General features: G+C 67.3%; 18 protein-coding genes and 1 pseudogene. 11 read left to right on the top strand and 8 right to left on the bottom strand.

Annotated elements, in window-relative coordinates; all coding sequences use genetic code 11:
• Nucleotides 1–8: 8 nt before the first annotated feature.
• From AC1D0A_RS13870 to AC1D0A_RS13855, 4 genes and pseudogenes are all read right to left on the bottom strand, one after another.
• Nucleotides 9–1,769: an amidohydrolase gene (locus AC1D0A_RS13870; protein WP_476943159.1), complete on the bottom strand. Its 1,761-nt coding sequence runs from the start codon at nt 1,767–1,769 to the stop codon at nt 9–11.
• Nucleotides 1,770–1,788: 19 nt separating this feature from the next.
• Nucleotides 1,789–3,216, bottom strand: coding sequence for a gamma-aminobutyraldehyde dehydrogenase (locus tag AC1D0A_RS13865; protein WP_476943160.1), 1,428 nt, complete (start codon nt 3,214–3,216; stop codon nt 1,789–1,791).
• Nucleotides 3,217–3,228: 12 nt separating this feature from the next.
• Nucleotides 3,229–4,854: a thiamine pyrophosphate-dependent enzyme gene (locus AC1D0A_RS13860; RefSeq protein WP_476943161.1), complete on the bottom strand. Its 1,626-nt coding sequence runs from the start codon at nt 4,852–4,854 to the stop codon at nt 3,229–3,231.
• Nucleotides 4,851–6,188: pseudogene (locus AC1D0A_RS13855) on the bottom strand (MFS transporter). The gene AC1D0A_RS13860 and the pseudogene AC1D0A_RS13855 overlap by 4 nt, the downstream one beginning before the upstream one ends.
• Nucleotides 6,189–6,341: 153 nt before the next feature.
• On the opposite strand from AC1D0A_RS13855, the gene AC1D0A_RS13850 reads away from it, so the two are divergent.
• The 5 genes from AC1D0A_RS13850 (at nt 6,342) to tgt (ending at nt 11,426) form a co-directional block, all read left to right on the top strand.
• Complete coding sequence (locus AC1D0A_RS13850; RefSeq protein ID WP_243181501.1) at nt 6,342–7,535, top strand: PucR family transcriptional regulator; 1,194 nt, start codon at nt 6,342–6,344, stop codon at nt 7,533–7,535.
• Between the two features lie 38 nt (nt 7,536–7,573).
• Complete coding sequence (locus AC1D0A_RS13845) at nt 7,574–8,113, top strand: NUDIX hydrolase family protein (protein ID WP_079551800.1); 540 nt, start codon at nt 7,574–7,576, stop codon at nt 8,111–8,113.
• Nucleotides 8,114–8,233: 120 nt separating this feature from the next.
• Nucleotides 8,234–9,316: a DUF6707 family protein gene (locus tag AC1D0A_RS13840; RefSeq protein WP_243181500.1), complete on the top strand. Its 1,083-nt coding sequence runs from the start codon at nt 8,234–8,236 to the stop codon at nt 9,314–9,316.
• Nucleotides 9,317–9,368: 52 nt separating this feature from the next.
• On the top strand, nt 9,369–10,094 hold the full coding sequence (locus tag AC1D0A_RS13835; RefSeq protein ID WP_028278055.1) for an SRPBCC family protein: 726 nt from the start codon (nt 9,369–9,371) through the stop codon (nt 10,092–10,094).
• A 33-nt stretch (nt 10,095–10,127) separates the two neighbouring features.
• The gene (tgt, locus tag AC1D0A_RS13830; RefSeq protein WP_476946049.1) at nt 10,128–11,426 is read left to right on the top strand and encodes a tRNA guanosine(34) transglycosylase Tgt; all 1,299 of its coding nucleotides are present in this window, start codon (nt 10,128–10,130) and stop codon (nt 11,424–11,426) included.
• 145 nt (nt 11,427–11,571) lie between these two features.
• Here tgt and AC1D0A_RS13825 read toward each other — a convergent pair whose 3' ends face one another.
• Both AC1D0A_RS13825 and AC1D0A_RS13820 read right to left on the bottom strand, forming a co-directional pair.
• Entirely contained in the window at nt 11,572–12,591 is a 1,020-nt protein-coding gene (locus tag AC1D0A_RS13825; protein ID WP_476946048.1) for a sugar phosphate isomerase/epimerase family protein, read from the bottom strand.
• A complete protein-coding gene (locus AC1D0A_RS13820; RefSeq protein ID WP_476946047.1) occupies nt 12,588–13,766 on the bottom strand; it encodes a Gfo/Idh/MocA family protein in 1,179 nt (392 codons plus the stop codon). The genes AC1D0A_RS13825 and AC1D0A_RS13820 overlap by 4 nt, the downstream gene beginning before the upstream one ends.
• A 153-nt stretch (nt 13,767–13,919) precedes the next feature.
• On the opposite strand from AC1D0A_RS13820, the gene AC1D0A_RS13815 reads away from it, so the two are divergent.
• Nucleotides 13,920–14,933 carry a LacI family DNA-binding transcriptional regulator gene (locus AC1D0A_RS13815; protein WP_476946046.1) on the top strand — a complete coding sequence of 338 codons (1,014 nt, stop codon included), beginning with the start codon at nt 13,920–13,922 and terminating at the stop codon, nt 14,931–14,933.
• 188 nt (nt 14,934–15,121) lie between these two features.
• The gene (locus AC1D0A_RS13810) at nt 15,122–16,063 is read left to right on the top strand and encodes a type IV toxin-antitoxin system AbiEi family antitoxin domain-containing protein (RefSeq protein WP_476946045.1); all 942 of its coding nucleotides are present in this window, start codon (nt 15,122–15,124) and stop codon (nt 16,061–16,063) included.
• Nucleotides 16,064–16,219: 156 nt separating this feature from the next.
• On the opposite strand, the gene AC1D0A_RS13805 is transcribed toward AC1D0A_RS13810, so the two are convergent.
• Nucleotides 16,220–16,915, bottom strand: a complete 696-nt coding sequence (locus AC1D0A_RS13805) for a queuosine precursor transporter (RefSeq protein ID WP_459383777.1) — start codon at nt 16,913–16,915, stop codon at nt 16,220–16,222.
• A 358-nt stretch (nt 16,916–17,273) separates the two neighbouring features.
• Here AC1D0A_RS13805 and AC1D0A_RS13800 point away from each other — a divergent pair, with 358 nt between their 5' ends.
• Nucleotides 17,274–18,098, top strand: a complete 825-nt coding sequence (locus AC1D0A_RS13800) for an ABC transporter ATP-binding protein (RefSeq protein WP_243181496.1) — start codon at nt 17,274–17,276, stop codon at nt 18,096–18,098.
• Nucleotides 18,098–18,880, top strand: a complete 783-nt coding sequence (locus AC1D0A_RS13795) for an ABC transporter permease (protein WP_476946044.1) — start codon at nt 18,098–18,100, stop codon at nt 18,878–18,880. Before AC1D0A_RS13800 ends, AC1D0A_RS13795 begins: the two co-directional genes overlap by 1 nt.
• An 88-nt stretch (nt 18,881–18,968) precedes the next feature.
• Here the strand turns inward: AC1D0A_RS13795 and AC1D0A_RS13790 are convergent, their stop codons facing one another.
• Nucleotides 18,969–20,402, bottom strand: a complete 1,434-nt coding sequence (locus AC1D0A_RS13790) for an MFS transporter (protein WP_476946043.1) — start codon at nt 20,400–20,402, stop codon at nt 18,969–18,971.
• 157 nt (nt 20,403–20,559) lie between these two features.
• Here AC1D0A_RS13790 and AC1D0A_RS13785 point away from each other — a divergent pair, with 157 nt between their 5' ends.
• Together AC1D0A_RS13785 and AC1D0A_RS13780 are read left to right on the top strand one after the other, a co-directional pair.
• The gene (locus AC1D0A_RS13785; protein WP_243181493.1) at nt 20,560–21,456 is read left to right on the top strand and encodes a hydroxymethylpyrimidine/phosphomethylpyrimidine kinase; all 897 of its coding nucleotides are present in this window, start codon (nt 20,560–20,562) and stop codon (nt 21,454–21,456) included.
• Nucleotides 21,457–21,487: 31 nt separating this feature from the next.
• A complete protein-coding gene (locus AC1D0A_RS13780) occupies nt 21,488–21,850 on the top strand; it encodes an iron chaperone (RefSeq protein ID WP_243181492.1) in 363 nt (120 codons plus the stop codon).
• Nucleotides 21,851–21,904 lie beyond the last annotated feature (54 nt).

Raw genomic sequence — 21,904 nt, 5'->3', positions numbered from 1 at the left:
GTTTTCCCCTATGAACGATTGGTGGCTGTGCTGAAGAATGGACCGGTTGCGGCCGAATCGACCGCAACCGGGGACGTGAGGCCGGGGGTCCGGAACGTAAAGCTCCCCCCGACGGCGGTTGCCAGCACCTCGAGGTCGGCGATGCTGCCCGCGGTGAGCGGGGACCCGGACAGGACGGTGAAGTCGGCCAGCTTCCCGGTGGTCAGTGAGCCTTTGATGCCAGACGTGCCCGTGGCTGCGGCGGCTCCGGTGGTGTAGGCCGCCAGGGCCTGGAGCGGGCCCAGCCGCTCGTCCGGGTTCCCGAACACGGCCCCGGAGGCGGTGCGCCGGTCCACGAACGCCTGCATGCCGCGGAGCACGTTTCCGTCGGCCACGGGGCGGTCGGAGCTGCCGGCGAGTGTCACACCGGCGGACAGGAACGACGCCGCCCGATAGGCCCAACCGAGCCGTTCCGGGCCGAGGGACAGCGTCATGCCGTCCCCGCCGTCGGCGAAGAAGCTCGCCTGCGGGGTGACGGCGATGTCCGCGGCGGCCAGCCGTTGCAGCTGTTCCGGCCGGGTCATCGAGGCGTGTTCGATCCTGTTGGGCACGGTCCGGGGGCCGTATTTGGCGGCGCAGCCGGTGATGATGTCGATCGCGAGGTCAACGGCGCGGTCGCCGATGGCGTGCGCCGCGATCGACCAGCCGGCCGCGTAGGCGGCCTCGATCTTTGCCCGGAGCGCGTCCGGTTCGGCCTGGAAGTAGCCGGTGTTGCCGGTGTTGTCCGTCCCGCCGTGGCTGCAGTAGTCATGGCTGACCGCGGCCGTTTCGCCGAGCAGTGACCCGTCCAGGAAAACCTTCGCCGGGCCCAGGGACAGGAAGTCGCCGCCGAAGCCGCTGGCGATGCCCAGATCCAGTCCGGCCGGCGTGGTGCCCGGCGGGTGCTGCCCGCCGAGCGGGTGGAGGACATCCAGAACGGGCATCAGCTGCGCCCGGGCGTGGAGCCTGCCCGCGGAGGCCGCCCGCTGGTAGGCGGCCAGCTCCACAGGGCTGTGGCCGATCCAGCCGCCGCCGATCCCGGCCTCGGTGAAGCTCGTGATGCCCTCCGCGGCGTAGTAGCTGGTGGCCCGGTCCAGTGCGGCTTCGATCGCCTCGGACGAGTACGGCAGGATCAGCTGCTGGATCAGCTGCTGCGCGGTTTCCTGGACCAGCCCGGTGGGGCGGCCGTCGGCGTCGCGGACAATGACGCCGCCGTCGGGGTCCGGAAACGACGCCGGTTCGGCGCCGGCCAGCCGGAGCGCAGCCGTGTTGACTACGGCCATGTGCCCGGAGTTGTGCCGCATGAACAGCGGCCGGTTTCCCGTAATCCGGTCCAGGACGGTGATGTCCGGGAACTCGCCGCCGTGCTGCTGCTGGCTGAAGCCGGTGGCCAGCAGCCAGTCCGGTTCCGGCCCGGTCCCGGGCTCCGGCTCTGGCCCTGCCTCAGGCCGCGCGCTGTCTGCCGCCATGCCGGCCTCCAGCAGGGCGTAGAGCTGCGTCAGGCCGCGCGCGGCGGAGACGTCCAGTTCGCCCAGGCCGAGCCCGAACCAGGTGGTGTGGCAGTGGGCGTCGATGAAGCCGGGGGTCACGGTGGCGCCGCCGAGGTCCAGGACTTCGGCTGCGTCCAGGCCTGCCAAGTCGTCGTCGAGGCCCACAATCCGGCCCTGCCAGACTCCCAGCGAGGTGGCATGCGGGCGGCGCTCATCCATGGTGATGATGTCCGCGTTGCGCAGCAGCAGATCGAGTTTCAAGGGTTACCTACGCGGTTCTTTAGCGGTGGGAGGTGGTGACTGACTTGATGCGGGTGTAGTCCTCCAGGCCAAAGACGGAGAGGTCCTTGCCTGTCCCGGAGTGCTTGAAACCGCCGTGCGGTGCCTCGGCCGGGATCACCTGATGGCAGTTGATCCAGACGGCGCCGAAGTCCAGCTCATTGGAGACCCGGGTGACCACTCCGTGGTTGTTGGACCAGACGCTGGAGGCCAGCGCGTACTTGGTCCCGTTGGCCAGCTCCAAGGCTTCGGCCTCGTCCCGGAAGGGCTGGATGGTGACGACGGGTCCAAAGATTTCCTCGCAGACCACCTCGTCGGCCTGGAACACCCCGTCGATGACGGTGGGTTCGAAGTGGAAGCCGGCGCCCGTCCGCTTGCCTCCGGCCAGGACCCTGGCGTTCGCGGGCAACCGGGACATGAAGCCTTCTACCCGGTCAAGCTGGGCGGCGCTGTTCAGCGGGCCCAGGTCCGCGGCGTCGCCGCCCACCTGCAGCGCTGCGGCTGCCGCGGCGAGCGCGGCGCCGAACTCCTGGTGGATGGAGTCCTCGACGAGCACACGGGTCACTGCGGTGCAGTCCTGCCCGGCGTTGAAGAACGCACCGAGCGCGATCTCCCTGGCCGCCAGGTCAATGTCGGTGTCGGCGAAAACGATCGCCGGTGCCTTGCCGCCGAGTTCCAGGTGGACGTCCTTGAGGGTCTTCGACGCCGCGGACATCACCTGAGCCCCGGCCCGGGTGGAGCCGGTGATGGACACCATTTCCGGGATCTCGTGATCCACCATGGCGGCACCGGTCCCCCGGCCGCCGCAGATGACGTTGACGACGCCGGCGGGGTAGGCCTCCTGCGCCAGTTCGCCAAGCACCAGGGTGGACCAGGGCGTGGTGTCGGCCGGTTTCAGGACCAGCGTGTTGCCGGCGGCGAGCGCCGGTCCGATCTTCCAGATGGCCATCATGAACGGGTAGTTCCACGGGGTGATCTGGGCGACCACGCCGAGGGGTTCGCGCCGGACGCTGGAGGAAAAGCCGCGGACGTATTCGGTCTGGGCGGTCCCGGACACCACGCGGCAGGCGCCGGCGAAGAAGCGCAGCTGGTCGGCGCCGCGGAGGATCTCGATCTCGCGGGTGATCTGGCGCGGCTTGCCGGTGCAGGCTACCTCGGCGTCCAAGAGCCTGTCGACGTTGGCCTCGATGAGGTCGGCGAGTTTGAGCATCATGGCCTGGCGTTCGGCCGGGGTGGTCCGCTTGTAGCTCTGGAAGGCGGTGTGGGCGGCCTGGAAGGCGCGGTCTACGGTGGCGGCGTCGCTGTCCGGGGCGGTGCCGAGCTGGACTCCGGTGGCGGGGTCGAAGAACGGCAGGGTGGCCGCGTCCGAACCGTCGGCGGCACTGCCGGGGACGATCTCACCGTTGATGATGTTGTGCAGGGTGATCATGACAGGCTCCGGTCAGTTGCTGGCGGTCTTGGGCGAGCGGGTGGTGGGGTCCTGTGGGAGGTGCAGGACTGCCGGCAGCCCGGAGTCGACGGCACGGCGGAAAGCGGCGCCGAAGTCCTCTGCCTTCTCGACCCGTTCGCCGTAGCCGCCGTAGGACCGGGCCAGTGCGGCGAAGTCCGGGTTGGTCATGTGTGTGCCCGAGGGCCGGCCCGGGTAGTGGCCTTCCTGGTGCTCACGGATCGTGGCGAAGATGCCGTTGTCCACCACGAGGGCGATGAACTTCCCGCCGTGGCCCATGGCCGTGGCCATTTCCTGGCCGTTCATCATGAAGCAGCCGTCACCGGCCACGGAGATCACCTGGCGGCCGGGGTAGGCCAGGGAGGCAGCCACCGCCGCCGGGATCCCCATGCCCATGGCCCCGTTGCGGGGTGCGGCGAGTGAGTTCGCGGTGTTGTGCTTCAGGTAGCGGGCCGGCCACAGCGAGTGGTTCCCCGCCCCGTAGGTGATGACGGCGTCGTCGTCCATTTCCTGCTTGAGGATTTCCATGACGACGGCGAGGTCCACCCCCGTGCCTCCATCCGGCTGCGCCGAGGAGAATTTTTCGTAGTCGGCACGGGCCCCGGCCAGCCAGCCGGCCTCGGGATCCGCCGCGGAATCCGTGGCGGCGAGTGCGGTGGCGAAGGACGCGACGTGGGCCGGAATGTGCTGGTCCAGCCGGCCGAAGTGGCCCAGCAGATCGGCGCCGGGGTGGACGACGACGGTGACGGCATCCAGTCCGCGCTTGTAGCCGTCGGAGAGCACGTCGGCGCGGACGCAGCCGACGAAGACCAGCAGGTCGGCCTCGTCGAGGCGGCGGGCGTTGGCGTCGCTACGGGCGTAGCCGAGGTAGCCGGCGTAGGAGTCGCTGCCGTGCGGGACGGCGTCATAGGCGCGGAAATCCGCGAGCACCGGGATGCCGTGGCGGGCGGCCCAGCCGGCCAGCGCGTCGGAGGATGCCTGGTTCCAGCCTTCGCCGCCCACCACGATCAGGGGCTTCTTGGCCGCGGCCAGGCGCGTCTCGAGGCCGGCGAGATCGGCTGCTGCAGGTTCAGTCCGGGCGACGGTCCGGGGCTCCACCGTGGCCGATTCGATCGCGTGGACCAGCACGTCTTCGGGCAGGCCGATCACCACGGGTCCCGGCCGGCCGCTGAGTGCTGTGAAGATGGCGTCGTCCACCACGCGGGCGGCGGAGGCGGCGTCGTCGAGCGTCACGACTTTCTTGGCGGTGCTGCCGAACCAGGCGTTGATGTCGAATTCCTGGAACGACTCCCGGCCGCGGTCCGCGACCGGGATGAGGCCCACGAACAGGATCATCGGGGTGGCGTCCTGGTGCGCGGTGTGGATGGCGATGAAGGCGTTGGCTGCACCGGGACCACGGGTCACCATGGCCACGCCCGGAAGCTCCGTGAGCCGGCCTTCGGCTAGGGCCATGAACCCGGCGCCGCCTTCGTGGCGGGTCACCACGGTTTCAATGGAGGATCCGTGCAAGCCGTCCAGCACATCCAGGAAGCTCTCCCCGGGAACACCGTAGACGCGCTGGATACCGGCTCGTTCCAGCTGGGCAACAATCAGGTGCCCGGCGGTGGTTGTTGCACTCAATGCTTCATTCCCTTTTCTTCGATACTCAGTGCGGGGAGGAAAATGCCGGACAGCGCGGTCAATACGGACACCACCAGCAAGATGATGGCGCCGGGCCAGAATGAGTTGCCATTGGCGGCCACGAGGGCGGTGGCGATCAGCGGCACGAAGCCGGAGATGACGCCCGCGCTGTTGGAGGTGATGGCGACGCCGGTGTACCGGACCTTTGTGGCGAAGAGTGCGGTCAGGGCCGTTCCGGACACCGCGTAAGGGATGGACAGGGTGCACACGCCGATGATCATGGCGATGATGACCAGGGCGGGGTTGGCGGTGTCGATGGCCAGGAAGACCGGCACGGCGATGACGGCGGATGCGATGCCGCCCCAGAGGATGACCTTGCTGGCACCGTATTTCTCGCCCATGCGGCCAGCCCAGATCAGGGCGAAGATTTCGAAGACGGCAGCGAGGAGCGAGCCGAGAAGCAAGGTTTCGTAGGGCATCTTGAGCACCTTAGTGCCGTAGAAGACTACGAAGCTGGTGATGAGGTAGAAGCCGCCGATGCCCAGCAGCGCCGAGCACATGCCCACCAGGATCTGGCGCCAGCTCTTCGTCAGGACGCCGCGGATGGGGGCGTGCTCGGTCTCGCCAGACTCCATGAGGGCTTCGAATTCCGGGGACTCGCTGAGCTTGCTGCGGATCCACATCGAGATGGCCAGCAGCGGGATCGCCGCGATGAACGGGATGCGCCAGCCCCAGGCATCGAAGTTGGCTTGGCCCACCAGTTAGAGCATTCCGAAGAAGCCGCCGGAGGACAGGATGGTGCCGATAGGCGAGCCGAGCTGCGGGAGGGCAGCGTAGCGGGCGCGCTTGGCAACCGGGGCGTTTTCGACTGCGATGATCACCGCGCCGCTCCACTCGCCGCCGACGGCGAGGCCCTGCAGGATGCGCAGGGCAACCAGCAGGATGGGGGCCGCGACGCCGATCGTCATGTAGTTCGGGAGCAGGCCGATGAGCCCGGTCACGAGGCCGATGCCCACGATGGTGACCATCAGGATCTTCTTGCGCCCCACCTTGTCCCCCAGGGCCCCGAAGATGAAGCCGCCGATCGGGCGGGCCACGAAGCCCACGGCCAGGGTGGCAAAGGAGCTCATGGCCGAGACGAAGGGGTCCTGGGACACGAAGTACTGCGCGTTGAACACCAGCGCTGCGGCCGTCGTGAACAGGAAGAAGTCGTACCACTCCAGCGCCGTTCCGACGAGGGCCGCGAGGGCGACTTTCTTGGCCACGCTCTCATCGACAACCCGGGGCAACTGCGGACTGGCGGTGGTGGTGGCGTTGCTTGCGCTGCTTGCCATGATTACTCCAAATAATGCGGAAGGGATGGAACCGGCCGATAAGGCCGACGGGGTGTGACTGCGCTCACCCGGTTTCTCTTGTTCCATTCTGCCAGTACATTTCGTCCAAAAAACTAGCATTGCATCACGCATTTCCATGCCTAAAATGTGTGAATGCACAATTTTCATTCGCCGGGTGATTCCCTGCGCTGGGCCGAACTGGTGGAGCTGCTCCACGGGCGGCTGGACACGCTGGCCGAAACATTTACGGCGAGGGTCCGTGACATCCCCGAGTATGCCGAAAAACAGGTGGGCTCCGGCGATCTCGAAGTGACTGCGCGCGAAACATTCAGGCGCTTGGTGGACGGGCTGCGCGGACAGGAACTCCGGCAGCAGTCCACCCTTGGTCCGGCGATGGAGTCGCTCCTCGAATTTGCTGCCGATCTGGGCGCCAAACGCGCCCGGGCCGGCATCCCGCCGGAGGCGCTCATCTCGGCCGTCCGGCTGGACTTCAGCATCATCTGGGAAGGCCTGCTGCAGATCGCCGATGCCGAGGACGCCGCGCTGCTGGCATCCAGTGTGGACAGGGTCTGGCGCGTCGTGGACCAATTCGCCACGCGCACCCACACGAGCTATCTGACCGAACGCGTGCGGATGGCCCAGGAGGAGTCCAGCATCCGCCGCGAATTCATTGCCCGGCTCTTCAACCAGGCTAGCCCCACCGCGGAGACCGTCAGCCAGGTCGCCGCCGCCCTCGGCGTGGACTCGACCGCCCGCTTCGGACTCGTGGCGGCCAGTGGCGACGCAGCAGTGAGTCTCCGAACGGCCGCGACCAGCCTGGGCTCCGGGCAACAGACTCGCAGCCGGTTCTTCGTCCACGAATTCGGTGGGAACACCTACGCGTTCTGGCCGCTCCCGCCATACCGGGACGGCGCCCGGCACTCTGTTCCCGCCGCGTTGACCGACATCCCATGCGGTTATGTTCCGGGCGTCGCCGGGCTGCGGGCGCTGCCCGCGGCCGCCCGCACGGCCGGAAGCCTCGCCTCCCTGCTGCGGCCTTCCGATTCCGGGCCCCTGTCAGCGGAGGCCGCCTGGGCCCGGCTGGCCAAGCAGCAAATGCTCGACGTCGGCCTGGACCTGCTGGCCGACCTTGAGGCCGGCCTGTCCGGGTGCCGCGGCGGCGAACGGGAGCGGCTGAAAGAAACCGTCCAGCATTACTTGGAAACAGGGAGCATTACGGCGACAGCGCAGCAGCTCTTCTGCCACCGCAACACCATCCTCAACCGGATCAGCCGCTTTCAGGATCTGACAGGCGTGGACCTGGCGGTCCCGGCGCAGACGGCCCGGCTCGTCGTCGCTTGGGCGTGACGCCGGGGTTCGGGGACGGGATGGGGTAGAACTTAACCATGAATGTGCGCACCCCTGACCCGAATCCCGGCTGGCTCTCCGACGACGACCTGTTCGAAGCGCGGGGCAGGCTGCCGATGGTCTATGTCGAGGCCGTTCCGGTCCGGCTGGACCCCCTAGGGTTCGTGAACGAGGTCGGCACCCTCCTGCAGGCCGACGAGGACGGCACCATGGTCCGGTCCCTGGTGTCCGGCCGCGTTCTCTACCGCGAGACCATCCGCGCCGCCCTGCTCCGCCACATGGAGAAGGACCTGGGCCCGCTCGCCTTCCCGCAGCTTCCGGTCAGCCCGGTGCCGTTCACCGTGGCCGAGTACTTCCCGTCGCCGTCCCATACCGGCTTCACGGACGACCGCCAGCACGCCGTTGCCCTGGCGTACATCATTCCTGTGACCGGCGAATGCTCCCCACGGCAGGACGCCCTTGAGCTGACCTGGATGACCCCGCAGGAGGTCATGGGCACGGACGTGCAGCTCGAATTCAGCGGCGGCCGGGGGGCCCTGATCCGGCAGGCCCTGGCTTTCGCGGGAGTCGGCAACTAGCCGGTTCCCTTGGGCCCGGCGCCGGCCGGGGACTCTCGGGGGCTCCCCTGCGTCCCCGACTTCGTGCGGCCGATTTTGTAGACTGTTGGGCGGACCGCAAGAGAACTTTAAGGACTCCCGATGACCCACCCCCCAGCCTCCCGGAACTACAGTGAACAGCAGGCTGGATCTCTGCGGGCCGGTGACCACCTGATTCTGCCCGACGGAAACCGCTCCGCCGAGATCCATCGCGTGGATGTCGAAACCGACGACTTTGGGACTCCCGCCATGGTGTTGGCGACCCTCAGCGGTGGCGGTGTGCTGCGGATCGCGGCGGGATCACTGGTCCGCGTTACGGACGACGCCGGGGCCGGCACCCCGGCGTCCGACGGCGGCGCGACCGGCACGCCAGCTCCTTCCGATTTCGGCGCCCCCGCGCCGGACGAGGCTGAGCCGGTCGCACCTGGGCCCGACGCAGCTGAATCCGACACTGCTGGGTCCGACGCACCTGGCTCCGACGCTGCCGGGCCCGACAATACGGCGGCCGCCGCCGTCGTCGTTCCTCCCCAGCCTGTTGCGCCCCCCGCCGTGAGCGGACCCAGCGAAGCGGACCTGGCGCTCATCCCGGCACCCGACGGCACGCCGGAGTCGGTGGTGGAGGCCGCGGCCGAGGCCCATCCGGGCGCCGTCGGGGTGCTCCTGCTCAGTGAACGGCTCGCCAAGGGCATCAACACCAAGTCCGGGAGCTGCCTGAAGGATCTCAGCGACCTCGCGCACGAGCTCTTCGTCACCCTCAAGGACCCCGACAACGCCCTGGCGGTCGCGGACCTGCTCAACGTCCTGCCGTTCGACGGCAACCCCGACCGCTGGGCCTCCGTGGAGTCATCGCTGGCGCTCTCCAGCTACATCTGCCGCCAGCTGGGTCAGGACCAGCGCGCCGGGATCTACGAGAAACTGCTCCGCGCGCCGGAGGCCATGGAAACGGACCCGTTCAAGGCCAGGATCAACGCCAAGGTGCGCCAGCGCTCGCTCAACGAGCCCAACCTGTACGACAAGGAAATCTTCCGCTCGATCGACAACGCGAACCAGGATGCGGAACGCGACTGGCGCCTGCTGCGGCTCGAGGCGCTCCTGTTCCTGCGCGCGCACGGCGGCTCCGAAACGATCGGCACCGTTGAGCTGGAACGCCGGATCGCCAACGAGCTCGAATCGGTCCGCGCCTGAGGTCTAGCGTTGGGCCCTACCCGTGGCGGGCACGGAGTTGTAGATTCACCCCATGACGAACAATCTGAGCGTTGTGATCAATTCCGACGCGCAGCAAGTTTGGACCATGCTGCGCGAACCCGCCAAGATCGCCCAATGGCACGGCTGGGTGGCCGATGACCAAGAGGCCGAAATCAACGAAATCTACTTCGGCCCCAATGTGGTCGAAGGCGCCGACCACACCTCCCTGGTGGTCGACGGCGGCGACGTTTTCACCCTGAAACCTGTCCCCACGGGCACGGAGGTCAGCGTCACCCGGGCGGCAATCGACCACAATTCCGAGTGGGCGGCCTGGGACGAGGACATCACCCAGGGCTGGCTGACATTCCTCCACCAGTTGCGCTTCTCCCTGGAACGGCACCCGCACGGCAAGCGCCGGACCTTCTTCTTCTCCGTGCCCGGCTCCGGCGGTTCCGCGATAGAGAAACTGGGGCTCAATGATGTCCCGTCGCCGGGGGACCCGTATTCGCTCACCCTGCCCACGGGCGAGGAAATCTCCGGCAAAGTGTGGTTCCGCAGCAACCACCAGGTGGGCCTGACGGTCCACAACTATGCCGAGCACGGGGACGGCCTGCTGATCGTGGCGGACCAGCCCGCCATCGCCGACGTCCGGCCCGACGGCGGATCCCTCGCAATCGTCTCCACCTACGACCTCGGGGCCCACCAGCTGGAGGCGGTCCGCGACTACTGGGACAAGTGGCGGGCTGAGAACTACCCCACATCGGATCCCGTCCACTGAGTCCTGAGCTGCGTTAGCTGGCACACTTGAACCGTGCCAGCCAATCCTGACTTCGCGTCTTCGTCCCCCGCGCCCGCCCGGCAGTCCGAATTCTCCTTCCGCGTGGGCAAACGCCTGAGCGAGGCGTGCCCGCCGTCGGCCGGGCAGGTTGCCGCCAACGGCGGTGAGTTCCTGGGCCGGACCGGCACCATCGCCACCCCGCACGGGGAGATCCAGACCCCGGCGTTCATCGCCGTCGGCACCAAGGCCACGGTCAAGTCCGTGCTGCCGGAATCCATCGCCGAACTCGGCGCGCAGGCGGTGCTGGCCAACGCCTACCACCTGTACCTGCAGCCGGGCGCGGACATCCTGGACGAGGCCGGCGGCCTGGGCGCGTTCATGAACTGGCGCGGTCCCACGTTCACCGATTCCGGGGGTTTCCAGGTGATGAGCCTGGGCTCAGGGTTCAAGAAGGTCATCGACATGAAATCGGTGGACAATTCGGGCCCGGACGACGCCGTCGCCCCCGGAAAGGAACGCCTGGCCCACGTGGACGAGGAAGGCGTGTGGTTCAAGAGCCATCTCAACGGCGACCGGCACCGCTTCAGCCCCGAGATCTCCATGAACGTCCAGCACCGGATCGGCGCGGACATCATGTTCGCGTTCGACGAGCTCACCACGCTGCAGAACTCCCGCGGCTACCAGGAGGAGTCCCTGGAGCGGACCCGGCGCTGGGCCGAGCGGTGCATCACCGAGCACTTCCGGCTCACGGACGAGCGCGCCGGTAAGCCCTACCAGGCCCTGTTCGGGGTGATCCAGGGCGCCCAATACGAGGACCTGCGCCGCAAGGCCTGCCGCGACCTCGGCGCCATGAACTTCGACGGCTTCGGGATCGGCGGGGCGCTGGAGAAAGAGAACCTCGGCACGATCGTGCGCTGGTGCAACGAGGAGCTGCCGGAGAACAAGCCGCGGCACCTGCTGGGCATCTCCGAACCGGACGACATCTTCACGGCCATTGAAAACGGCGCGGACACCTTCGACTGCGTCTCCCCCACCCGGGTGGCCCGCAACTCGGCGTTCTACCACCCCACCGGCCGGTTCAACCTCTCCGGCGCGAAGTACAAACGCGACTTCGGCCCGCTGCAGGAAGGCTGCGACTGCTACGCCTGCCTGAACTATTCGCGGGCCTACATCCATCACCTGTTCAAGGCCAAGGAGATGGTCTCGGCCACCCTGATCTCGATCCACAACGAGCGCTTCGTGGTGAAGATGGTCGACGACGCCCGGCTCGCCATCGAGGCAGGCAAGTTCTTCGAGTTCAAGACCGAGACCCTGGCGAACTACTACTCCTAGGGCGTCCCGGCGTCCACGGCGTCGAAATCGCCGGAACCGCGCGAGGTCGCCGGAAGTTTGCGGCGACCCCGCAACGTTCCGGCGACCTCGAGGTTTTCCAGAGTACGACGGCGGCCCGCTACTCGGGTGCCGGGCCGTCAGGCCGTCAGTTGGTGAGGTGCAGCGACGCCGCGAGTGCCGAGTCGGCGTCCCTCAGGACCTTGGCCGCCACCTGGAGGCCCTCGATCCGGCCCAGGGAGACGTCCTCGTGCTCGATGTTGACCAGCATGTCCGGGTCCACGTCGTAGAGCGCGCGCAGGAACTCGGTCCAGTAGGCCGTGTCGTGCCCGCGGCCCAGGGCAACGAAGTCCCAGGCGGAGTCCTTGGGCCATTCGTTGGCCCACTCGTCGCCGCCGAGGTTGGTGCGGTTTTCGTCCGGGGAGAGCCGCCGGAAGCTGTTGTCGAGCACGCCGTAGAGCGCGGCGTTCGCGGTATTGATGCGGACGTCCTTCGCCGCGGCCTGGAAGACCAGCGGGCCGAGTTCGCGGACCACCGCGGCCGGATCCATCTGCTGCCAGAACAGGTGCGAGGCGTCCAGCTCGACGCCGACGTGGGTCGCGCCTGTGAGCTCGATGAGCTTGTGGACATCGGCGGTGTTGAACACGATGTTCTGCGGGTGCAGCTCGAGGGCCACCTTCACGCCATGGTCGGCGGCCAGCCGGTCGGTTTCCTTCCAGAAGTCGGCCGCGATGCCCCACTGGTAGTCGAGCACGTCCAGGGCCGCCGAGTTCCAGGCGTTGACCACCCAATTGACCGTGGTGGCCCCGGGTTCGCCGCCGGGCAGGCCGGACATGGTCACCACACGGTCCTGCCCCAGCCGCTGCGCCAGGCGGATGGAGCGACGGATGTCCTCGGCATGCTTCCCGCCGATCTCATGCTTGGGGTGCAGCGGGTTGCCATTGCAGTTCAGGCCGGCAATCGAGACCCCGGTGCCCTCGAAAATCGCGAGGTAGTCATCGCGGGCCGCATCGCTTTCCAGGATCTGGTCCATGGTGGGGACGTGGACGGCCGGCAGGAACCCGCCCGTGTTGATTTCGATGCCGGTCAGTCCGAGGTTGGCGATGACCTTGAGGGCCTCGGGAAGGGTCCGGTCGTGCAGGATTGCGTTGTAGACGCCGAGTTTCATAGCGTGATTTTCTTTCCGTTGTTGAGGGCGGATTCGGTGACTGCGTCGAGCAGCTCCATGTTGCGCACGCCCTCGTCGAACGTGGCGCAGCGGGGCAGGGAGTCCGCCTCACTGAGGCCGGCGACCTCCTCGAGGAAGGCCCTGGCCTGGTAGCCGAAAGCGTCGTTCTGGCCGAACCCGACGCTCGGCGCGTCCATGGCCAGCCCGCCCGCGATGTAGGGATGTCCGGGTCCCAGGATCACCTGGCGATAGCCGTTTTCGTTGGCGGGACCGTCGTTGAGGAACAGTTCGATCTCCGCGGGGCGGCGCTGGTCGAACCGGGCGGCGCCGTTCTCGCAAAAGACTTCGAAGATGAGGCTGTTGGCGTGACCTGCGGCGACCCGGGAGACCTCGAAGCCGCCTGCACCGTTCTCGAATTCGGCGGAAAACACCGCGTAGTCGTCGTTCTCGACCGGCTCGAACGTGTCGCTGACCGCGGAGTGGTCGTGGCCCATGACGGCGCCCAGCGGCAGCGGCCGCTTGTCGATCACGGTGCTGAGGCGTCCGCCGCTGATGGACTTGATGTCGCCGCAGAGGAACTCAGCGACGTACGTCAGGTGGCTGCCGACGTCGGCCAGCGCCCCGGAACCCGGGCCGCCTTTGTAACGCCAGCTCATGGGCGCCGACGGGCTGAACCCGTAGTCGGTCCAGTAGCGGCCGCTGAAGTGCAGGACGTTCCCCAGCACGCCGGCGCGGATGAGGTCCCGGATGTAGGCGATGCCCGGCGTGCGGCGGAAGGTGAACCCGATGCGGGCAATCGAACTGGCACTGCGGGCCGCCTCGGCCATGGCGCGGGCGTCCTCAATGGAGTCGCTCAGCGGCTTCTCGCACAGCACGTGCTTGCCGGCGGCCAGCAGGCCCTCCACGACTTCGCGGTGGAGGGAGTTCGCGATCACGACGCTCACGACGTCGATGTCATCGGCCTCGGCGATCGCCTGCCACGAGGTGTCATGGCGTTCGTAGCCGAAACGCTTCGCGGCCAGGGAACCGAACTCGGCGTTGACGTCGCCGATGGAGACCAGCCGGATAGGAGGAAGAACCGGGCTGTAGAGCGCCGACGCCGTGCGGTACGCGGCCGCATGCGCTTTTCCTGCCATTCCGGCGCCGATTACGGCAACTCCCAAACTGTCAGCCATCGATTTCTCCTTTGAAATTCGGTCAGGCCGACGGCCCGACGATAGAAATTGGAGCGCTACAAAATCTGGCACCGAACAAAAGCGTAGCTATGTGCATATGTCCTGTCAATGGTTGACCGGTTATCCTCGGATGAGACGTGAAAGGCCCTGCAGATGTCGTTGAATACCCCCAGAACCCGCCGCCCGACGATCTACGACGTCGCCAAGAGCGCCGGCGTCTCCCCGTCATTGGTCTCGCTCGTGCTCCAAAACCCGTCAAAGGTCAGCGAGAAGCGTCGGGAGGCCGTCCGGGCGGCAATGTCGGAGCTCGGTTACCGCCCCAGCCGGGCGGCGACCACGCTCGCCAGCAGCCAGACGAAAAGCATCGGGCTGGTCATTGACGACTTCCGGAACCCCTGGTTCGTGGACCTCCTGCGCAGCATGGAATCCGTGTTCTCCCCCCACGGCTACCAGGTCACCCTCGCGGATTCCCGCCCGGGCGAGAACCGCATCACGGAGGCCGTGGACGGCCTTCTGTCCATGCACGTGGAGGGCCTCGTCATCGCCGCCGAGCCAAGCGAGTCCATGATGGCCGGCACTTGGGTTCCCGCCGTCGTCGCCGGCTGGCGGAACGGCGTTCCGGCCGGCGCCGGGCTCATCACCAACGACGACGACGGCGGCGGCCGCATGGCGGCGGAGCACCTGATCGGGCTCGGCCACACACGCATCGGACACCTCTCTGGTTCCGGCGGCGCCGCGGCCCACCGGCGGGAGGGCTTCCGCCGCCGCATCCTGGAGGCCGGCATCGAGGTCAGGATCGCCGGTGAATCCCGCGGCACCTCTGAGGAGGACGGCTATGCGGCCGCCTGCTGGGTCCTTGACCACCACCCCGACACCACCGCCCTGTTCGCCGCCAATGACACCATGGCCCTGGGCGCCTTCGCCGCAGCCAAGGCCCGGGGCCTGTCCATCCCGGAAGAGCTCTCCGTGATCGGCTACGACAACTCCCCGCTGGCCAAGTCGCGGTATCTGGACATGACCTCGGTGGACAACCGGAGCGACATTGTCGGGTCCGGCGTCGCAAGCGTCCTGCTGGCACGGATCCAGGACCCGGCCCTCGAGCCTGAGCGCCAGCTGATCGAGCCGGACCTCATCGTCCGCAGCACCACCGCCCGCGTTCCCGGCTGAAGCCCGCTGAATTCGCGGGAAACCACCGAGTTCGCCGTAACTTTGCGGCGCCCTCGCCACGTTCCGGCTAATTGGGCGGCGTCCAAAGCAGCCGTCCCCCAAAGAAGCCAAGGTGCGGCGCTCTCGTGTTATCCACATAGCGACGGCGGGGCCTCCCGCCTGCTCCTGCAGCGGCCGAAGCTGGTGGCATGACGCATAACCCCGTGTTGGAGCTGCCGCCGGCCGGTAACCTCTGGCGCACCGAACAGCTCCTGGATCTCGGCTTCAGCTCGCGCGCCATCCGCTCGCTCCTCGATTCAGGCACTCTCGTCCGGCTCCGGCACGGCTGCTACATCCGCGCCAGCCTCTGGAACGCCCAGTCGCCTACTGTCCGGAGCCGGCAGCTCATCTACGCGCACGCCCACGGAACGCGTACGACGTCGACAGGAGCCTTCCACTACAGCCACACTTCCGCAGCGCGCCTCCGCCTCCTCCACCTGTGGGAAGTGGATGACATGATCCATGTCCTCCAGAAGGTACGGCCCTCGAACGAGCGACACGGCAGGGACGTCCGCTGCCACACGCGCCCCTTCGCCGACCACGACGTCGCCGTGGTGAACGGCCTCCGGACCACGTCCCTGGAGCGCACGACGGCCGACTGCGCCATGCTGCTGCCCTACAGGCAGGCGTTGATCCTCACCGACCACGCACTTCGACTCGGCGCGGACCCGGGCGCCCTGCAGGCCATGGCAGATGATCTGGACGGCCGCCGGGGCATTCGGACTTTCCGCCGCGTCCTGGCCGCGGCCGATCCTCGCTCCGAATCTCCCGGTGAGACCCTGACCCGCGACCTGATCCTGCGGCTGCGGATCCGACCACCTGAGCCGCAGCTGGAAGTGTCGAGCCGCGCCGGGCGCCATCGCCTGGACTTTGCATGGAAGGAGGAAAAGGTCGCCCTCGAGTTCGACGGCAAGATCAAGTACTTCGACTACAGGCCCGCGGCCGAGGTGCTCTTCGAGGAACGGCGCCGGGAGAAGGCCTTGGTTGAAGAGGGCTGGCGGTTCGTCCGCGTGGAGTGGAAGGACCTCTTTCGCGAGCAGGAATTCAAGCACCGTCTGCTTCGTGCGCTGGCCGGCCGCCGGTGCCCCTGAGCGTCGAATGCGTTGCGGCGCCCGGCACCCCGCACCCCGCAGACTCGAATTCGCCGGTAGCGCGCCACGTCGTCGGACACTTACGGCGACACCGCGGGTTTCCGGCGAATTGGGCGGCTGCTGGCTCCGAACCGGCCGGCGCACGGCGGCGGAGTCCTAGGCGCCGTAGCTCGGTTCGCGCTTCTTGACCCAGCCGATGGCGAGCGAGGTCAGCGGGACGAAGGCGAACTCCACGAGGGTCTTGTAGAGGAAGCCCACGAGGACGTAGTTCACGAACATCGCGGCGTCGGTAATTCCGATCACGGATGCGGCGATGCTGCAGAAGATCAGGGTGTCCACGAACTCACCGGCCACGGAGGAGCCCATGATGCGCGCCCACAGGGACCTTTCCCCGGTCCGCGCCTTCATCTTCACCAGGATCCAGGAGTTGATGGTCTGGCCGGCGAGGAAGGCCAGCAGCGATGCCAGCACAATCTGCGGGACCGGTCCCAGTGCGCCTTCCAGAGCTGCCTGCTTGGCGGAACCGTATTCGTCGTCGAACCCCGGCAGGGCGATGATGACCCAGTAGCAGAGCGACGCGAAGACGGACAGCGCAAAGCTGGTGATGATGGCCTTGCGCGCCACTTTGAAGCCGTAGACCTCGCTGATGACATCGCCCAGGATGTACGCCAGCGGGAAGAGGAAGAAGCCGCCGTCGGTGATGACGGGGCCGATCGCCACGCCTTTGGACGCCCCGATGTTGGACAGGATCAGTACCACGGCCATGACAGCGAGCATGATGCCGAAATGCGGGGAGCCGATCGAGGCGAACCTTGGTGCGGCTGACGCCGGGAAGGTCTTGGCGGAAGTCATGGGTATTCCATTCGTAGTGGTTCGCTCGGCGGCCCACACCCGCAAAGGGAACACGCTGGGCGGCCGGCTGTATTAGCACTGGACGGTCCCGGTAACACAAGCAGCCGGAACCGCCTCCATTCTCGCACCCGACGGTTCGGGCACGGCGGTATGGGGGCGGCGGCATGGGAGTCTGGGCGGCGGCCAGGAGCCGCGAGTTCGCGGCAAGCCCTCGAGCTCGCGGTAAATGTACGGCGACCCGGCGCGCTTCCGGCGAATTCGAAGTCGCAGCGCTTCCGCACTGCCCATCCTATGAAGCTTGCCCACACCCTGTGAACGCTCCGGGCGTGGTGGCAGGATGGGGCCAAGGAGGAGCCCCATGCCTGACACCGCAGTTTCCACGCGCGCCCTCGTCAAGCGGTACCGCGACGTCACCGCCGTCGACTCGCTCAACCTCGACGTCCGCCGGGGCGAGATCTACGGGTTCCTCGGCAGGAACGGGGCGGGCAAAACGACCACCATCCGCATGATGCTCGGCCTGATCCGGCCGAGCAGCGGGGAGGTGACCGTCCTGGGCAAGCGCATCATCCCTGGCGAGACCGCTGTGTTCGCCCGCGTTGGCTTCCTCGTCGAGACCGCGACCGCCTACCCCAACCTCACCGTGCGCGAGAATCTGGACATCCAGCGCCGGCTCACCGGCTCGCCGCCGCGGTCGGTCGCCGACTCGATCACGCTGCTGCGCTTGGATCCTTATGCCGATCGGCGCGCCGGGCAGCTCTCGCTCGGCAACAAACAGCGTCTAGCCCTCGCCCGCGCACTGCTGCACTCCCCCGAACTGCTCGTGCTCGACGAGCCCGCCAACGGCCTTGATCCGGCCGGCATAGTCGAGATCCGCGAGCTGCTCCGTTCGCTCGCCGACAATCGCGGCGCCACCGTCTTCATGTCGAGCCACATCCTCGCCGAGGTCGCTCACCTGGCCGACCGCATCGGTATCGTCCACGACGGCCGTCTCATCGAGGAGTCGTCGCGCGACGAACTCGCCGCGAAGGCGCGCGCGTTCGCGACCGACGCCTACACCCCGGAAGAGCGCGAGCAGGCGCTGCTCACACTGGATCTGGAGCGCTACTTCCTGGCGCGGACGGGCGATGCGCGCGGTGCCGATGGCCGGAGGACCGGCGCTTCGTCCGAAGGCGGCGCGGTTTGATGTTCGGTCAGGTTCTTGGCACCGAGTTCATGAAGCTCCACCGTGCCAAGGCGACGTGGGCCACGCTGGCGGTGCTCGCGATCATGCCGCTCGGTATTGCGCTTTTCATGTGGATCGTGCGCGAACCGGGGCGGGCGGCCCAGCTGGGGCTTCTGGGTACCAAAGCGAGCCTTGCCGGGCTTGAGGCGACGTGGCTCCAATACTTCTACATGCTCACGCTGGTCTTCGGTGTCGGAGGGATGCTTCTGCTGACGTTCATCGTCGCCTACCTGTTTGGCCGGGAATACGGTGATGCCACTGCCAAGAACATGCTCGCGCTGCCCGTGGCCCGTCATTGGTTCGCCGTCGCCAAGCTGGCGGTCGCGGCCGTGTGGTGGATGGCGCTCATCGTCATAGTCCTCGTCGAGGCCATGGCGATCGGACTGGTGTTGGGGCTGCCGGGGTTCTCGGCGGAGTTGGCCGCGGCGGGAATCGCACACGTGCTCCTCGCTGCGACGATCTCGTTCCTGCTCGCGCCTGTGGTCGCCTGGATCGCAGTGTGGAGCCGAGGCGAAGTGGCCCCCATCGCTTTCTCGCTCGTGATGCTGGCCCTGGGCAATCTGTTCGGCAAGACCGGCTGGGCGGAGTGGTTCCCTTATTCGATCGTCCCGCTGCTGATCGGCATGGTGGCCGATCCTGTCGGCTCGCTCCCGCCAGGCAGCTATGTTGTGCTCGCGGGAACGTTCGTGGCGGGCACCGCCGCAACGATCCTGCAGCTGCGGTTCGCAGACAACGCCCAATAGCGTGGGCCCGGGCCGCCGTCGCCAAGTCGCCGTGAACATACGGCGACCCGGCGCGTATCCGGCGATCGAGGACGGCCTGCGGCCTGCCCTAGCGGCGCGAGGCGTCGATGAGGTCCTTGTCCTCGTCCCTGCCGCCGTCGCCCGGACCACCAGCAGCAGCCCCCGGGGCCGCGCCCGGACCAGCAGCCACCCAGGCGTGGCCCTGTTCGTGATCCAGGTGCGTGGACTTCTTGTTCTTCAGGGCGAAGATGTAGACCAGCAGGGAGATGCCGATGGCCACGGTGACGTAGGTGAAGAACAGCTCTTCCTGTCCGGTCTTCTGCAGTGCAGCGCCGATGAGCGGGACGGTGCCGCCGAAGAGAGAGTTGGCGATCGCGTAGCCCAGGCCCACCCCGAGGGCACGGATGGACGCGGGGAAGAGCTCGGCCTTCACCAGGGCGTTGATGGACGTGTAGCCGCCTACGATCAGCAGGCCGCCCATCATGAGCAGGAACGCGGTGATCGGATCCTTGGTACCGGCGAGCGCGGACAGGAGCGGCCAGGTAAACAGGACGCCGGTGATGCCGAACCACAGCAGCAGCGGTTTGCGGCCTACCTTGTCCGAGATGATGCCGTAGACAGGCTGGAGCAGCATGAAGATAAACAGTGCCCAGAAGTTGATGACCGACGTGTCCGTCTTGGCGATGCCGGAGGTATCGTTCATGAACTTCAGGATGAAGTTGGTGTACGTGTAGAACGCCACCGTGCCGCCAAGGGTGATTCCGATGCAGATCATGAGCGGCTTCCAGTAGCTGGTGAACAGCAGCTTCATGGTCCCGGGCTGCGCCTGGCCTCCCAAGGCAGGGGACTTTGCGGCCTCGAGCTGTTCGGCCGAGACGGTTTCCTCCATGGAGCGCCGCAGCCAGAGGACCACCAGCGCGGCCACGCCGCCCACCGCGAACGGGATGCGCCAGCCCCACTCGGTCAGCTCGGCCTTGGGCATGGCGTTCTGCAGGACCACAAGGACCAGCAGTGCCAGCATCTGGCCGCCGACCAGGGTGACGTACTGGAAGCTGGAGAAGAAGCCGCGGCGCTTGGAGGTGGCAGCCTCGGACATGTACGTGGCGCTGGTGCCGTACTCACCGCCCACGGAGAAGCCCTGGATCACGCGGATGAGGACCAGCAGGATCAAGGCCCACAGGCCGATCACGTCCTGGGTGGGCAGCACCGCGATCGCGAAAGAGCCCGCGGACATCATGGTCACGCTCAGTGTCAGCGCGGCCTTGCGGCCCTTGCGGTCGGCGTAACGGCCAAAGAACCAGGCACCGATCGGGCGCATCAGGAACGACGTCGAGAAGACGGCCATCGCCTCGAGGCCGGCCTGGAGCTCGTCCTTGGAGTTGAAGAAATGCGCCTGGAAGTAGGCCGCGAACACGGTGTAGACGTAGAGGTCGTACCACTCGACAAGGTTGCCGGCCGAGCCTTTGAGGATGTTGCCGACGGCTTTCCGGGTCTGGGCCGCTTCGGTCAGTTGGGTGCTCATCAATGAACCTTCCTGGATCCGGCGCCGCCGGTAAGCAACACCGTCCGCCACCCTAGCCCGCGTGATCCGGAACACTCAGGTTTTGTTCATACTGTTCATGGAACGCTTGTTCATGAGCACAATGCGCGCGGTTTTGGCGGGATGGCAGGATGGGACCATGACTTCTACCGCATTCGATTCCACCGCCCTGGCGGATGGCGCTGCTGCTTCCGATACAGCTACCGGGCCCGCCTCCTCCCCCGCCGTCGCGCTGACCATCGCAGGCTCCGAAGCGACCGGCGGCGCCGGCGCGCAGGCTGACCTGAAGACGTTCCAGGAACTCGGCGTCTTCGGGATCGCGAACCTGACCTGCATCGTGTCCTTCGACCCCAAGGACAACTGGAACCACCGCTTTGTCCCGGTGGACCAGCAGGTCATCGCGGACCAGCTGGAAGCGACGACGGCGGCTTACGGTGCCGCGTCCGGCGCGCCGGCTGTGCTGGACACCGTCAAAATCGGCATGCTGGGCAGCCCGGCGACGATTTCGACCGTGGCCGCGGCGCTGGCGGCCGGGCAGTTCGCCAACGTGGTGCTGGATCCGGTGCTGATCTGCAAGGGCCAGGAGCCGGGCCACGCCCTGGACACCGACCAGGCGCTCAAATCCCACATCCTGCCGCTGGCCACCTTCGTCACGCCCAACCACTTCGAGGCCGAGTCGCTCTCCGGGCTGGAGATCACCGACGTCGAATCCCTCAAGGCCGCCGCGGTCCGCATCCATGAGCTCAGCGGCGCCGCGGTGCTCGCCAAGGGCGGAGTGCGGCTCGAAGGCCCCGACGCCGTCGACGTCTACTATGACGGCGAAACCCTGGAAGTCCTGTCCGCCCCGAAGGTGGGCGAGGTGGCAGTCTCCGGCGCCGGGTGCTCATTGGCCGCGGCGGTGACGGCCGAGCTCGCCAAGGGCGCGACGCCGCTGGCCGCCGCCCGGACGGCGAAGGCGTTTGTGACCGCCGGCATCCGGAACCGCGTGGCCTCGGGCGCCCCGTTCGATGCCTTGTGGCAGGGCGGCCCGCGCTAACTCGTTGCTGGGATCATTGGAGGAAACGGCAATGGCACAGCACTTTGAGTCCGTGGAGGAATACATCGCCTCGTTTCCTGCTGACGTGCAGGAGGCGCTGCAGGAGATCCGGCGGCACTGCCATGCCGCGGTACCAGGATCAGGGGAGATGATCAGTTACGGCATCCCGACGATCACGCTCGGGGGCAAATACGTCGTCTATTTCGCGGGCTGGGCGCACCACATCTCCGTCTACCCCGTGCCCGACGGCGACGAATCGCTGAGCACGGAACTCGCCCCCTACCGCGCAGCGAAGGGCAGCCTGAAGTTCCCGTTGCGGAAGCCTGTCCCGTACGAGCTGATTGGAAAAGTGGCGGCGGCCTTGGCACAAGAGCGCCGGAGCGGGACGCCCTAAGCCGCCGAGTTCGCCGGAGTCCCTCCAGTTCGCCGGAAGTTTGTGGCGAACTGG

It is taken from the genome of Arthrobacter sp. P1_D4 (genome assembly GCF_056406115.1).
This window is presented reverse-complemented; position numbering and strand designations above follow the sequence as displayed.